A 14157-nucleotide genomic window follows, 5' to 3' on the forward strand; every position below is an offset into this window, starting at 1 on the left:
TGGCGAGCCGTTTACTGCATGGGACTTCACCTTTACACTCGGTAATCTCCCAGGTCACGCAGCACGGGAGGTCCCATGATCGCCTTCCACATCGTCGGGCTGCCGGTCGAGGAGCTCCTGCTCGCCGCCGTCGCTGCCGCGTCCCCGGTGATCGCGCTGGTCGGCTGGGAGATCTCCAGCAGGGTCAAACGCTTCAAGGCCTTCGTCCGTCGCCGAACCGCCGATCAGCCCCCGTGGCCCCGGTGGCGTACCGGCTAGGCTTTGGCCTCATGAGTTCGATACCGCGTGGCAGGGTCAGGGAGTTGATGGGCGAGGTGATGACGGCGCAGGGAAGGAACTTGCCGGGCGACGACAGCGCCGATCTGCGGGAGATCGGATTCCGGTCGCTGGACTTCTCCGAGCTGGCCCTCCGGGTGGAGGACGAGTTGGGTGACGAGCTGAACTTCGATGCCCCCGGGCTGCGCCGGATCGCCACTGTCGGCGACGTGCTGGACTTCATCGAGCAACTCCAGTCGGCGTGACCGCGTCGCGCCGGAGCACCGCTCTGATCGGTGACGACAACACAGTGGTCGTTGCCGGGAAGCGCCTGACCTGGCGGACTCTGCACAAGCTTCCGCAGTTGCCGTCACCGGCCGCCGTCCTGGTCGACAACGGTGCGGACGCGCTGGCGGCGGTGCGCCACCACGCCGTCCACGGCACCGAGCTGCTGGTCGCGACCAGCTCCCGCGTCGACGAGCGGATGCGCGAGGAGCTGGGCGAGTCCGGTTTCGCCGTCGTCCTGCCCGACGGCGACGTGACGCAGGCAAGACTCAAGCGGGTCGAGGAGTCCGGCCGCGTCTGGCTGCTCACCTCGGGGTCGACCGGCCGGCCCAAGCGCATCGGCCACACTCTCGAGAGCCTGACGACTGTCACCGGTGAACAACCGCCGCGCACCTGGCTCCTTCCGTACTCCCCGGGCACGTACGCCTGGTGGCAGGTCGTCACGGTCTCACTGACCCACGCCGACCAGGGCCTGGTCGTGATCGAGCCGGACGAGCTGGAGAACTGGCCGCTCATCGCCGCCGAGCACGGTGTCACCGCCGCGTCCGGCACGCCGACCTTCTGGCGCCAGGCCGTCTACCGCGATGCCGACGCGTTGGCCGCCGTACCGCTGGAGCAGATCACGCTCGGTGGTGAACCGGTGGACCAGGGGATCCTCGACCAGTTGCGTGAGCACTTCCCGAAGGCCCGGATCTCCTGGATCTACGCGTCGTCCGAGGTCGGAGCATCGATCGTGGTCCACGACGGGCTGGCCGGGTTCCCGCGCGAGTGGCTGGATCGCAAGCCCGATCCGGATCGCCCGATGCTCGCGGTGGACGGAAACGAGTTGGTGATCCGCTCGCCGCATCACGGTGCCGGACTGGTCGGTGCGGTGCACACCGGCGACCGGGTGGAGTTCGACGGCGACCGGGTGCTGATCACCGGCCGGATCGACACCGACGAGATCAACGTCGGCGGCTCGAAGGTGTCGGCCGGCATCGTCCGCAACGTGCTGATGAGCCATCCGGGCGTCTCCTGGGCGCGGGTGTTCGCGCGCAAGGCACCGCTGGTCGGACGGATGGTCGCCGCCGAGGTGGTGCCCAACCCGGCGCTCGGTCCGATCACCGACGCCGACCTGGTCCAGTGGTGCTCCAGCCGGCTGCCGGACTACGGTGTACCGCGGCGGATCCGGTTCCTCGACGAGATCCCGCAGAAGGAGACGTTGAAGAGTGAAGTCTGACCTGGTCCCGCCCGCGTCGGTCGTCCTGGTGTCGGGTGGTTCCCGCGGCCTCGGGCTGGCGATCGTCACCGACCTGCTCACCGCCGGTCTGAAGGTGGCCGCGTTCGCCCGGACCGTCACCCCGGAGCTGACCGCGCTCGGCGAGAAGTATCCCGACCACCTGTACTACGGCGCCGTCGACGTCAACGACGCCGAGGCCGGCCAGGCGTTCGTCCGGACGGTGGAGACGACCCTCGGCCCGATCGACGGCCTGGTCAACAACGCGGCGATCGGCCAGGACTCGCTGCACGTGCACACCTCGCCCGACCAGTTGGCCCGGATCATCCAGACCAACCTGACGTCCCCGCTGATCCTCACCCGGTTCGTCATCCGCCGGATGCTCGCGAAGGGCCTGAAGGGCCGGATCGTCAACGTCACCTCGATCTGCGCCCAGCGCGGCTTCCCGGGCCTGGTCGCGTACTCCGCCACCAAGGGCGGGATGGACGCGGCCACCCGGTCGCTGGCCCGTGAGCTCGGCGGTCGGGTGCTGGCGAACGCGGTCGCGCCCGGGTTCTTCGCCTCGGAGATGTCCGCGGTGCTCGGCCAGACCCAGCTCGACCAGATCGTCCGGCGGACGCCGACCGGCCACCTGACCGAGCCGGACGACGTCGTACCGGTGGTCCGGATGCTGCTGCTCGAGAACACCAACGTCAACGGCCAGGTCCTGGCCGTCGACGGCGCCGCCTCGATCTGAGCGGCGCCGCCGGCGTCCCGTCAGGGGTTGATGTTCGCGTTCCGGTGGAACACGTTGTCCGGGTCGTACTTCCGCTTGATCTCGACCAACCGGTCGTACTTCGGCCCGAACGTCGCGCGGATCCTGGCGTCGTCGGACTCCGTCATCCCGTTGATGTACGTGCCGATGTTGATCGCGTGCGGCTGGAGCGCGTCCCAGAACGCCCGCGCCCACGCGACCTCGGCCGCCTGCGTCTCCGGCACCGGGGTCTGGGCGATCGCGAACATCACGTACCGGTCGGTCCGTCCGCCGCCGAACGCGTTGGCGTCGTCGTCGACCTCGGAGTACGCGTGGTCCAGCCGGTAGAACAGCACGGCCGACATCGGTGAGGTCTTCTTCGGCACGTGCTCGGTGATCACCTCGATGGCACCGTCGGTGAAGTCCTCGAGGTAGAGGCCCTTCTCGTAGCAGTAGTGGCCCCAGTCGTTCGCCTCGTCCAGCGACTGCTGCAACGCGACGTACGGCATCGGCGACGCGAACTCGAACAGCGGCGGCAGCGTGCCGCGAATCCGCTCCAGCACCTCCGCGTGCTCCTCGGGCGTACCGAACCCGACCACGACCAGGCCGTAGCCGGGCTGGAAGTGGTGCTGCTCCGGTACGAACGGTGCCGGTGGCGCATTCAGGCACGCGGGCACCACGGAGAACTTCGGCGGCAGGCCAGGGATCAGCTCCCGAGCCAGCCGCAGCATGTCGCCGCCCTGGTCCAGGCCCCAGAACAGCAGTCCGTAGTTGATCATCGGCCCGGCCTCGTGCAGCCGGAACTCGAACTCGGTCACCACACCGAAGTTGCCGCCGCCACCCCGGACCGCCCAGAACAGGTCCGGGTTCTCGTCCTCGGCGGCGCGCAGGATGCTGCCGTCGGCGGTGACGATCCGGACCGACTCCAGATTGTCGATGCTGAGGCCGTGCTGCCGCGTGAGCCAGCCCATCCCGCCGCCGAGCGTGAGTCCGCCGACGCCGGTGTGGCTGATCATCCCGGCCGGTACGGCGAGACCGTGCGCCTGGGTCGCGGTGTCCAGGTCCCGCAGCAGCGCGCCGCCGCCGACGCGGGCCCGGCGAGCGTCCACGTCCACGGTGACCTGGTTCATCTCACTCAGGTCGATCATCAGTCCGTCGTCGACCGACGACGCGCCGGACATGCTGTGCGAACCGCCGCGAACGGCGATCTCCAGTCCCCGCGCGACGCCGAACCGGACCGCGGCCGAGACGTCCTCGGCGGTCCGGACCCTGGCGATCACCGCCGGCCGGCGGTCGTACTGGGCGTTCCACAGCCGCCGGGCGTCGTCGTACCCGTCATCCCCCGGGCCGATCACGGTCCCCTCCAGGGCACCGCGCAGTTCGTCGAAGCCCGCTTCCGCAAGCTGAGTCATACTCTTTCCCCTCCCCGATTTCACAGCGTCTTGTGGCAGATCTTCGCGCGCTGTCTTCAGACAGGCTTCAGAGAGGCCGGGTTTTCCACAAGGCTTGGTCCTTCCCGTTTGGGTGACAACTTCGTGCAGTGCCAGACTCGACCGCGTGAGTGACGAGGAAATCCTGCGGCTGTTGCCGATAGCGGCCTCGATCGTCGCGGTCCGCGACGATCGTGCGGACGCCCAACTGGCCCGCCTGGGGGCGTACGACGAGCGCGACCAGGCGCAGGTGGATCGCTGCGTGGAAGGATTCCTGGACGCTGCGGTACGGGCCACGTGGGAGCGCGGCTGGTCACCCGCGGACGTGGTCGAGCACGGGCGCCGCGAGCTGGACGTGGGGATCGAGCCGTTGCTGCTGGCCGCGATCTCCGCCGAGCACACGAAGTACCGCCCGGCCACGATCGACCCGCGCTGGCTCGACCAGTTGACGGACGTGGGAGTGTCGCAACCCTTCGCCGCACTGAGCCTGACCGGCTGGGCGGCCGCGGCCCGCGTCGGCCGCTACCTCACGCTCCACCACGCCCTGTCCCTCGCCGGCTTCCTCCAGGCCCTGCCGGTCCTGGCCCGTCTCTACCCCCTCCCCGGCACTCCGGTACGACGTCAGGCGCCGGCCACCCCGGTGAACGGCAAGATGCTGGCGCGGATCCGCGGACTGCTGGCCAAGGCGGAGGCGACCGAGTTCCCGGACGAGGCGGAAGCCCTGTCCGGCAAGGCGCAGGAGCTGATGGCGAAGTTCTCCCTCGAGCGTGCTCTCGTCGAGGCCGACCCGGCGGTCGAGCTGCCGGACGACTCCGCCGCCCGCCGGCTCTGGGTCGACACGCCGTACGTGTCGGCGAAGGCGCAGTTGGTCGGAGCGGTCGCGTCGGCGAACCGCTGCCGTACGGTCGTGATCGACCAGCTGGCCGTGGTCACCATCGTCGGGGCCGAGCTGGACCTGCAGCTGACCGAGATCCTCAGCACGTCCCTGCTGGTGCAGGCGAACCGCGCGATGCTTGCTGCAGGCAAGCGTCTTGGCCGCCGGGGCGAGTCCCGGACCCGGTCGTTCCGGCAGTCGTTCCTGATGGCGTACGCACAGCGGATCGGGGAGCGGTTGCACGCGAGCACGGCCGCCACCCAGGCCGCCGTACCGGAGGCGGACGCGGACCGGCTGCTGCCGGTGCTGACGAGGCGGGAGGAGCAGGTGGACGCGCTGTTCACCCGGTTGTTCCCGAACACGACGACCCGGAGAACCAGGATCACCAACGGCGCCGGCTGGGAAGCAGGTCTGTCGGCGGCCGACCAGGCCCAGCTCGAGGCTCGCCGGCAGGTGCGCCGGTGAGCATCCCGGGCCTGCTGCACCTCGAGCTGGAGGTGCGGCCCAACGACGACGGGTGGTTCAAGGAGAGCTTCCACGGCGCCAGGCTCGCGGCCGCCGGGGTGCCGCCCTTCGAGGTACGGCAGCACAACGTGCTGTACCTGGCCGAAGCCGGCATCACCCGCGGGATCCACGCCGAGCCGTGGGACAAGTACCTGTCGCCCGCGGCCGGCCGGGTGTTCGCCGCGATCGTCGACCTGCGCGACGGCGACCGCTTCGGCCGGGTCGAGACGTTCGAGCTCGGCGCCGGGCAGGCGCTCTACGTTCCCCGCGGCTGCGGCAACTCCTTCTGCACTTTGGAGCCGCACACCGTCTACAACCTCCTGATGAACGAGTTCTGGTCACCGCAGCGGGTGGGCGTCGACCTCTTCGATCCCGAACTCGGGATCGAGTGGCCGTTCCCGCGAGAACGGCTCAGCTACACCGAGCGGGACGCCGCCAACCCGTCGCTGGCCGGCGTCAGGGCGCGGCGGGCCTGAGGCCGCACAGGACGATGTCCAGCAGGCGATTGGCCTCGTCGGGTTCCATGTCGCGGCCCATGGTGATGCCGCCGACCAGCCGCATGATGTCCATCAGCTCCAGCTCGGGCCGGACCTCGCCGGCCGCCTTCGCCTTGCTCAGCAGGAGCTCGCCGGCCTCCTGCACGTTCACCTTGCAGGACTGGAAGAACTGGGAATCCTTGCCCAGCGCCGCGGTCAGCTCGACGGCGAGGCTCTTCTTGGAGATGCCGTAGCCGACGAAGCTGCGCAGCCAGGCGGCCAGCGCGTCGAACGGCTCGAGCCGCTCCGCGAAACCGTACGCGCGGTCGCAGACGGACTGGATCTCGTCCACGTAGACCGCCTCGAGCAGGGCGGTCCGGTTCGGGAAGCGGCGGTACAGCGTGCCGATGCCGACGCCGGCCCGGCGGGCGATCTCCTCGAGCGAGGTGTCGGTGCCGTGCTCGGCGAACGCCTCCCGGGCCGCGCTGACCAGGAGGTCGTAGTTCCGGGCCGCGTCCGCGCGCGTCGGCCGCGTGGACGGCAACGGTGTCGAGCCCATCCGGCCTCCTCGCTCTCCGCGACGGACGTGCGGCACAAAGTTCCAGCAGAATATCGCTTGCTAAGCGGAGGGGGCCTCCGTATTGTATCCGGAGGAGCACTCCGCTTTCCTCTCAACTGTAACCCCTCCGGGGCAAGGAGCACTATGTCGGCAACAGCCGAGGCGCCGGCCGGCGCCTCCTCCGGCACGCCTGCCAGGCGGCCGGGGGTGGTTCTCGCAGTCATCCTGATCACCCAGCTGATGGTCATCCTCGACGGCACCGTGGTGAACATCGCGATGCCGAAGATCCAGCACGCACTCGACTTCAGCCCGTCCAGCCTGTCCTGGGTGCAGAACGCCTACGCGCTCGCTTTCGGCGGTCTGCTCCTGCTCGGTGCTCGCGCCGGAGACCTGCTCGGTCGCCGCCGGGTGTTCGTCACCGGTGTCGCGGTCTTCACGCTCGCCTCACTGCTCGGCGGACTCGCGCCGAACGCCGAGCTGCTGCTCGCCGCCCGCGTCCTGCAGGGCGTCGGCGGTGCGATCGCGGCGCCGGCCGCGCTGACTCTGCTCATGCTCACCTACCGCGAAGGGCCCGAGCGGATGAGGGCACTCGGCTACTACAGTCTGGTGTCGTCCGGCGGTGGCAGCGTGGGCCTGGTGCTCGGGGGCATGCTGACGGACTGGGTGTCGTGGCGCTGGGGCCTGTTCATCAACGTGCCGATCGGTATCGGCCTGGTCATCGCGGCCCGGCAGGTGCTGACCGAGACCGAGCCGGAGCCCGGCCGGTTCGACGTGGCCGGGGCGCTCACCTCGACCGTCGGCATCACCTCGCTCGTCTACGGCTTCATCCGGGTCGCCGAGGTCGGCTGGACGTCGGCCGAGGTGCTGGCCGCGTTCACCGTCGGTGTGGTCCTGCTGGTCGCGTTCGTCCTGATCGAGCGCCGGGTCAGCCACCCGATCGTGCCGCTGCGGCTGTTCCGTTCGGCCGACCGCTCGGCGTCGTACCTGACCATGCTGCTGGTCGTCGGGACGATGTTCGGGATGTTTTTCTTCCTCACGCAGTACCTGCAGGGTGTACTCGAGCTCAGCCCGCTGGCGGCCGGTCTCGCGTTCCTGCCGCTGACCGGTCTGCTGTTCGCCGCGTCCCGGATCGTGCCGAAGCTGGTGGCCCGGGTCGACGGCGGCAAGCTGATGCTGACCGGGTCCGTCCTGGTCACCGCCGGCATGGTGTGGCTGACCCAGCTGAACGCACGCAGCACGTACCTGGCCGACGTGGTCGGACCGCTGCTGCTGTTCGGCCTGGGAGCCGGGATGATCTTCATCCCGCTGGTCGGCCGGGCCATCGCCGGTGTCGCGCCGGAGGACTCGGGTGCCGCGTCCGGCATGCTGAACGTGGTCCAGCAGGTCGGCGGCGCGCTCGGACTGGGCATCCTCGTCACGATCTTCGGGACGGCGACCCGCACCTCGGCCTCGACCGGTCCGCGGGAGGTGCTGACCGACGGCGTGCACGCGGCCTTCGTCGGGTCGCTGGTCTACGCCGCGCTGAGCCTGACGATGATCGTCGTCAGCGTCCGGCCGTGGACCTGGCTCCGGCGCCGCCCGATCGAGCAACCCGCTCCGGAGCCCGTGGTGGTCGACTCACACGTCTGAGGCGGAGTCAGCGGTACGCCGGTCGTCGGCGTACCGCTGACCGTCAGAGCGGCAGCCCGTAGCTCGTCCACTTCGACGACACCGAGAATCCGAGCCGCTCGTACAGGCCGAGCGCCCCGGTCGGGTTCTCCGCGTCGACGCCGAGAGCAGCGCGCTGGTAGCCGACCTCGGCCGCCTTCGCCAGCACCTTCGCCAGCGTCATGCGGGCCAGCCCGCGGCCGCGATAGGCCTTCACTGTCCCGACCTGGCCGATGTACAGCTCCCGTATCCCGGTCGCCTCGGTATCGGCCTCGTACTCGTAGCCGAGCACATAGGCGGCGATCGTGTCGCCGTCGAGGACGACGTACGACGCTCCGCCGCGGAACGCCCGGGCGCCGGTGAACCAGGTCTTCCAGCTGTCCGGGTCCTTCGGCGTCGAACCCCAGTGGTCCAGGAACACGTCGTTGTGGGCCAGTCGCAGCGTCTCGTCCATCGAGGTGTCGAACGGAACCAGTCGCAGCCCGTCCGCGAGCGCGACCTTCGGCACCGGCTGGTCCAGCGGTCGCTTCATGTCGAAGAAGTACCGGCGTTCGTCGAAACCGAACGTCCGGAACAGTGCCTCCGCACCGACGTTCGTGCTGATCCGGCTGCTGGTGACCTCGCCCGGCGACTTCGGGTGCTTCGCGGCGTGCAGTTCCCCGGCCCGGTTGATCAGCCACGGCATCAGCGCCGTACCGAGGCCGCGGCGGCGCCACTCGGGATGCACGGTCCCCTCGGTGCCGACCCGGTCGAGGTCGATCACCTCCTCCGCGGCGTGCAGCTTGCCGTAGGCGATCATCCGGCCTTCGGCCCACAGGCCGATGGTGTCCGCCGCCGGATCCAGGTGTGGATCCTCCAGTTCGTCGATCAGATCCTGGGCGTCGTAGTTCTCGCCCTCCTGGTCGACCAGTTCCTTGGCGGCCAGCAATTCCGCCCACGCGTCCGCGTCACCCTTGTCGATCGGGCGCGCCTCGATCCCCTCCGGCCAGCTCATGGACCGAAGGTACGGCGTACGCCGCGATCGCGGCACCCGATTTAGTCCGCGAGCTGCTCGGCCAGCCACTTCACCGCGAGCGGGTACCGGTACTCGATGCCGCCGTGCGTGCCCTCGAACAGCTCGAAGTGGAGCCGATCGTCCGGTACGCCGACCCGGCGGGCCTCCCGCTGGAATGCGGTGGCGCCGAGATCGAGGTAGTACTCGTCCTGCTTGCCGGCGTCGATCCACACCGCCCGCAGCGAACGCAGTGCGTCGGCGTACTGCGGTTCGCGGACCATCTCCACCGGGTCGCGGGACAGCCAGCGCGCCCAGACGTCCGGGTTGATCACGCCCAGCTCGTCGAACGGCAGCAGCACGGTGCCGTCCGGCTCGGCGGAGTACGCCGAGGCGTAGCCGTAGATCTCGAGCAGGTGGAGGTCCTCGTTCGTGGTCCGGCCCGTCCGGGTCGCGACCGACTCGAAGAACTTCTCGTAGCTGCTGTCGTACTTGTCGCGCAGCGTGCGGGCGCGCGCCGGGAACTCCGGCCGGTAGCAGAGGTCGAAGGCGGCGTCGCCGGCGTGCGTGGCGAGTGCACCGAAGACGTCCGGCCGCAGCAGCGGCGTCACCATCGCCGTGTAGCCGCCGCTGGACTTGCCGGTGACGGCCCGGTGGTCGCGGTCCGCGACAGTCCGGTACGTCGCGTCCACCCAGGCGACGATCTCCTCGCACAGGTATGAGTGGTACTGCCCGGTGCCCGGCGAGTCGAGGCACTGGCTGCCGCCGTACTTCGTCCAGGAGTCGACGAACACGACGATCGCCGGCGGGACGTCACCGGTCGCGAAGAGGGCATCGAGCAGCTCCGGATAGGGCTGCCGGAACGGCGTCCGGTTGAACCACATCCCGACGTGACCGGTGTACCCCATCGTCACGTAGATCGCGGGGTAGCGCTGGTCCGAGTCGTCGTACCCGGGCGGCAGATAAACCAGCACCGGCCGCTCGTGCGGGTCACCCAGCGGATTCCCGCGCAGCAGGTCGCTGTCGTACGTCGTCTGCTCGAACCGGCCGGCGAGTTCCGCGGACCACGGCAACATGGGGAACCTCCTACATGGCGTCTGGAGCCTGGATGCCCAGCAGGCCAAGCCCATCCTGCAACACGGTCCGGGTCGCCGAGCAGAGTGCGATCCGGCTTGCTCTGATGTCGCCTTCGCCGGCCAGCACCGGACACTGCTCGTAGAACACGGACAGTGCGGTCGCTACGTCGTACAGATAGGTACACAACCGGTGTGGCTGCAGGGTCTCGGCCACCTGCTCGACCACGTCGGCGAAACCGGTGAGCAGCAGAGCGAGCCGTTCCTCGGCCGGCTCCCTGAGCTCAGTGACCTGGTCGTGGGCCTCACCTGCCTTGGACAGCAGTCTGGTGAGCCGGGCGTGCGCGTACTGCAGGTACGGGCCGGTGTTGCCGTTGGTCGCGACCATCCGGTCCAGGTCGAAGACGTAGTCGTTGCCCCGGTCGCTGGACAGGTCGGCGTACTTCACCGCTCCGATGCCGACCGCCTTCGCCGTGGCCTGCCGGTCGACGCCTTCCCGGCCTTCGAGCAGCGCGTCCGCCCGGGCGACCGCTTCGTCGAGCAGCGAAATCAGCTTCACCGTGCCGCCGGCCCTGGTCTTGAACGGCTTCCCGTCCGGTCCGAGCACGGTGCCGAAGCCGATGTGCTCCGCGGTCGTTGTCGAAGGCAACCAGCCGGCCGTCCGCGCGAGGGTGAAGATCTGCTCGAAGTGCAGGGCCTGCCGGTGGTCGACGACGTACACGATCCGGTCGGCGTGCAGGGTGTCGACCCGGTGCCGCACCGCGGCCAGGTCGGTGGCGCTGTAGCCGAACCCGCCGTCGGACTTCCGCACGATCACCGGCAGTCGTCGACCGTCCCGGCCCTTGAAACCGGGCAGGAACGCGCACAAAGCACCGTCCGACTCGGTCAGCAGGCCGGCGGCGGTGAGGTCGTCGACGATCCTCGGCAGCTCGTCGTTGTAGGCACTCTCCCCGACGACGTCGGCCCGCGTGAGCTTCGAGCCGAGCAGCGCGTAGACCTGCTCGAAGTCGGCCAGCGAGACGTCGACCATCCGCCGCCAGCTCGCCCGCGTCTCGGGATCGCCGGACTGCAGCAGTACGACTCTGCGCCGGGACTTGTCCGCGAAGGCGGAGTCGGCGTCGAAGTGCTTCCGGCTCCGCTCGTAGAGCAGCTGCAAGCCCTGCAGATCAAGGTCTTTCGCGTCGAGCTCCTCCGCCAGGGCCTGCTCGATCATCATGCCGTACTGCGTGCCCCAGTCGCCGACGTGGTTCTGCCGGACGACGTCGTACCCGACGTATTGCAGGACGTTGCAGAGCGCGTCGCCGATCACGGTCGACCGGAGGTGGCCGACGTGCATCCGCTTGGCGACGTTCGGCTGTGAGTAGTCGACGACTACTCGTTGGTCTCTTCGGGGGAAGAGTCGTGGTGCGTTGACCGCGGCCGCGAGCGTGGACTTCTTGAGCGTCAGGTTGATGAAACCCGGCCCTGCGATCGAAGGCGTCTCGCACAGGTCGGCGACGTCGAGTGCTGCCACCAGCTGTGCGGCGATCTCCCGCGGCGGCCGGCCGAGCGCGTTGCCGAGCCGGAGGGCGAGGTTGCTCTGGTAGTGGCCGAACTCAGGCTTGGTCGCCGATCTCAGCTCAGGATCGAAGGCGCCGGACGACGCGCCGAATGCCGCCGCGGCGGCAGTGGACAGTCTGGTGGCGAGGACAGGCAGAACAGCGGACATGACAGGTCCTTGGAGGGTAGACGCACTGGAACGACGAGGTGTTCAGACAGTGCGTCGTCGTCGCAGGCCGGACCGCAGGCGCAGTGCGCTCACGGACTCCCGACTGTTCGACATGTCAGCCATTATGCATGAAGTACGGCGAGGGTGCCGCCTTCCGATCGGCCAACGGCACGATCGGCGGCAGGTCGGTCTCGCCCAGGAACACCCGCCGGACCACGCGTTCGGCCGCGCGGCCGTCGTCGTACTCGCAGAACTTCTCCCGGTACAGCTGCCGGTGCTTGGCCGCCTCCGCGGACGCGAAAGCACCGGTCTGCAGGATGCTCAGCAGTTCCTCGGGGGACCGTGCGACCAGTCCGGGCGGGAACTCGGCGACGTCGAAGTACGTGCCACGGCGGCCCGCGTAGAAATCGAGGTCCTCGACCAGGAGCACGACCGGGCGGTCCAGGTTCGCGTAGTCGAAAGTGATCGACGAGTAGTCCGAGACGAGCACGTCGGCCGCCAGCATCAGGTCCTCGACCCGCGGGTGCTCCGAGACGTCGATCACGTTGCCGGAGTGGATGTCGGGGGCCTTCGACAACGAGTAGTGCGTCCGCACGAGCACCCGGCCGTGGTCGCCGGCCGCGGCCGCCAGCTGGTCCAGGTCGAGGTGGATGCCGTCGCCGCCGAGGTCGACCACCCCGTCCGGCGTCCGGACGGAGTCGACGCCGTCGCGGAACGTCGGCGCGTACAGCACCACCAGGTGTGAGTCGTCGAAGCCGAAGCCCGCCCGGATCGCCCGGACGTCGTCGACGGTCGCCGTGAGCAGCCGGTCGTTCCGCGGGTAGCCGTACTCGAGCTCCTCGAAGTACGACGGGTAGGTGCGCTCCCAGATCTCCGAGGAGTACCGGTTCGAGGAGAGATTGAAATCCCACCGGTCGACCTGACGCATCAGCTCGTCCAGGTCCAGGTCCTTGGCGGCCAGCGGGAAGTGCCGCAGGTCGATCCCCATGGTCTTCAGTGGCGTCCCGTGCTGGGTCTGCAGGTGGATCTGCCCGTCCCGCTTCTCCAGCTCCTTCGGCCAGTTCATGTTGCTGACGAAGTACGTCGCCCGGTCGAGCAGCTTCTGGTAGGCCGGGGTTCCCGCGACGACGTACTCGACTCCCTCGGGGATCTTCTCGACGTGCTCGCCGTCGACGACCCAGACGCCGCGCACTTGGGGTGCCAGTTCGGCGGCCGTCTCGTAGATCGCCCGCGGGTTGCAGGCGTACTGCTTGAACCAGTAGGCGGAGTACGCGGCCAGGTTGGGGTCGAGCTTGCCACGGTGCCGGAGCCTGCCGACGGTCTTACGCGGGCTCGGGACGTGCAGCACCTTGGCGCTCAGCTTGAGGGTGGAGTAGGTCGCGTAGTCGTCGTGGATCAGCAACCAGCGCTTGAACCCGCGGCGGGTGCGGTCGGTGGCGTAGCCCTCGGGCTTCCAGCGCTTGGCGAACGCGTGCGCCGCGTGGAAGAACTCGGCCCGGTCGTCCGGGGCGATCCGCTCCGGCTTCGCGAGCACGGCCAGGATGTGGTCCAGCGACCGGTCGAACGCGAACCGGCGCCAGCCGGCCAGCTCCGGGTCGGACTGGATGAACGCGTGCACCCGGTCGTACTGGTCGAAGATGTCCCACTGCCGGCGGCCGCCGGTGGCGTGGATGTTGCCGCCGGTCCGGTGCTGGCGGTAGTGCACGACCACCCGGTCGAGAGTGGCGATCCGCTCGGCGGTCAGCATGGTCGAGTAGGTCCAGGGCGCGTCCTCGTAGAACCCGGCGGTGAACGCGAACCCGTGCCGGGTGAGGAAGTCCCGCCGGCAGGCCTTGTTCCAGACCACCTCGAGGAAGGTCAGGAAGACCGGCCGCTCGGCCGCGGTGAACACCCCGGCACCGTGCCCGGCGAACGCGTCGTGCCGCTGGTTGCGGACCATCCGGCCGTCCCAGAAGATTCGCTCGTAGTCGAACAGCAGGATGTCCGGCCGGTCGGTCGCGTCGATCCGGGCCGCGATCGCCTCCAGCGACCCCGCCAGGTAGAGGTCGTCGGCGTCCAGGAACAGCACGTAGTCGCCGCGACACTCCTTCAGCCCGGCGTTCCGGGCCAGGCCCAGCCCGACGTTCTCCTCCAGGTGCAGCACCCGTACCCGCGAATCGCCGGCGGCGTACTCGTCCAGGATCCGCCCGGACCCGTCCGCGTCGGCGTCGTCCACCCCGATGATCTCGAAGTCGGTGAACGACTGACCGAGCACCGAGTCCAGGCACGGCCGCAGCCACGCCCGGGAGGCATGACAGGGGACCACGATGCTGAACTTGGGGACGGTGCCGAGCGCCATGCCACGTCATCCTAGGGTGCAGGTATGAGTACAGATGTGTTCGAGCCACTGGGTGGGCTGGAGGGGGT

Annotated in this window: 13 protein-coding genes; 7 read left to right on the forward strand and 6 right to left on the reverse strand. The window is 69.3% G+C overall.

Annotation, left to right across the window (positions count from 1 at the left end; translation table 11 throughout):
* Positions 1-75 precede the first annotated feature (75 nt).
* From E1218_RS11010 to E1218_RS11025, 4 genes are read left to right on the forward strand one after another with little or no spacing between them, the layout of a single operon-like run.
* On the forward strand, positions 76-258 hold the full coding sequence (locus tag E1218_RS11010; protein WP_132318927.1) for a hypothetical protein: 183 nt from the start codon (positions 76-78) through the stop codon (positions 256-258).
* 11 nt (positions 259-269) lie between these two features.
* Positions 270-521: a phosphopantetheine-binding protein gene (locus E1218_RS11015; protein WP_132318929.1), complete on the forward strand. Its 252-nt coding sequence runs from the start codon at positions 270-272 to the stop codon at positions 519-521.
* On the forward strand, positions 518-1759 hold the full coding sequence (locus E1218_RS11020) for an AMP-binding protein (RefSeq protein ID WP_132318931.1): 1242 nt from the start codon (positions 518-520) through the stop codon (positions 1757-1759). The genes E1218_RS11015 and E1218_RS11020 overlap by 4 nt, the downstream gene beginning before the upstream one ends.
* A complete protein-coding gene (locus E1218_RS11025; protein ID WP_132318933.1) occupies positions 1749-2492 on the forward strand; it encodes an SDR family NAD(P)-dependent oxidoreductase in 744 nt (247 codons plus the stop codon). The genes E1218_RS11020 and E1218_RS11025 overlap by 11 nt, the downstream gene beginning before the upstream one ends.
* A 20-nt stretch (positions 2493-2512) precedes the next feature.
* Here E1218_RS11025 and E1218_RS11030 read toward each other — a convergent pair whose 3' ends face one another.
* Positions 2513-3901 (reverse strand): FAD-binding oxidoreductase, encoded by a 1389-nt coding sequence (locus E1218_RS11030; RefSeq protein WP_132318935.1) that lies wholly within the window; start codon positions 3899-3901, stop codon positions 2513-2515.
* A 145-nt stretch (positions 3902-4046) separates the two neighbouring features.
* Here E1218_RS11030 and E1218_RS11035 point away from each other — a divergent pair, with 145 nt between their 5' ends.
* Both E1218_RS11035 and E1218_RS11040 read left to right on the forward strand, forming a co-directional pair.
* Positions 4047-5258 carry a DUF2786 domain-containing protein gene (locus tag E1218_RS11035; RefSeq protein ID WP_233712155.1) on the forward strand — a complete coding sequence of 404 codons (1212 nt, stop codon included), beginning with the start codon at positions 4047-4049 and terminating at the stop codon, positions 5256-5258.
* On the forward strand, positions 5255-5773 hold the full coding sequence (locus E1218_RS11040; protein WP_132318937.1) for a dTDP-4-dehydrorhamnose 3,5-epimerase family protein: 519 nt from the start codon (positions 5255-5257) through the stop codon (positions 5771-5773). The genes E1218_RS11035 and E1218_RS11040 overlap by 4 nt, the downstream gene beginning before the upstream one ends.
* Here E1218_RS11040 and E1218_RS11045 read toward each other — a convergent pair.
* Positions 5754-6332, reverse strand: a complete 579-nt coding sequence (locus E1218_RS11045; RefSeq protein ID WP_132318939.1) for a TetR/AcrR family transcriptional regulator — start codon at positions 6330-6332, stop codon at positions 5754-5756. The genes E1218_RS11040 and E1218_RS11045 overlap by 20 nt on opposite strands.
* A gap of 144 nt (positions 6333-6476) precedes the next feature.
* On the opposite strand from E1218_RS11045, the gene E1218_RS11050 reads away from it, so the two are divergent.
* A complete protein-coding gene (locus E1218_RS11050; protein ID WP_132318941.1) occupies positions 6477-7961 on the forward strand; it encodes an MFS transporter in 1485 nt (494 codons plus the stop codon).
* 43 nt (positions 7962-8004) lie between these two features.
* Here E1218_RS11050 and E1218_RS11055 read toward each other — a convergent pair whose 3' ends face one another.
* The 4 genes from E1218_RS11055 to E1218_RS11070 all read right to left on the reverse strand — a co-directional run bounded on the left by E1218_RS11055 (position 8005) and on the right by E1218_RS11070 (position 14089).
* Complete coding sequence (locus tag E1218_RS11055; protein ID WP_132318943.1) at positions 8005-8973, reverse strand: GNAT family N-acetyltransferase; 969 nt, start codon at positions 8971-8973, stop codon at positions 8005-8007.
* 41 nt (positions 8974-9014) lie between these two features.
* On the reverse strand, positions 9015-10046 hold the full coding sequence (locus tag E1218_RS11060) for an alpha/beta hydrolase-fold protein (RefSeq protein ID WP_132318945.1): 1032 nt from the start codon (positions 10044-10046) through the stop codon (positions 9015-9017).
* Between the two features lie 10 nt (positions 10047-10056).
* Complete coding sequence (gene argS, locus E1218_RS11065; protein ID WP_132318947.1) at positions 10057-11751, reverse strand: arginine--tRNA ligase; 1695 nt, start codon at positions 11749-11751, stop codon at positions 10057-10059.
* A 115-nt stretch (positions 11752-11866) separates the two neighbouring features.
* Positions 11867-14089, reverse strand: a complete 2223-nt coding sequence (locus E1218_RS11070) for a bifunctional glycosyltransferase/CDP-glycerol:glycerophosphate glycerophosphotransferase (protein ID WP_132318949.1) — start codon at positions 14087-14089, stop codon at positions 11867-11869.
* Positions 14090-14157 lie beyond the last annotated feature (68 nt).

Source organism: Kribbella turkmenica (assembly GCF_004348725.1).
Lineage (GTDB): Bacteria > Actinomycetota > Actinomycetes > Propionibacteriales > Kribbellaceae > Kribbella > Kribbella turkmenica.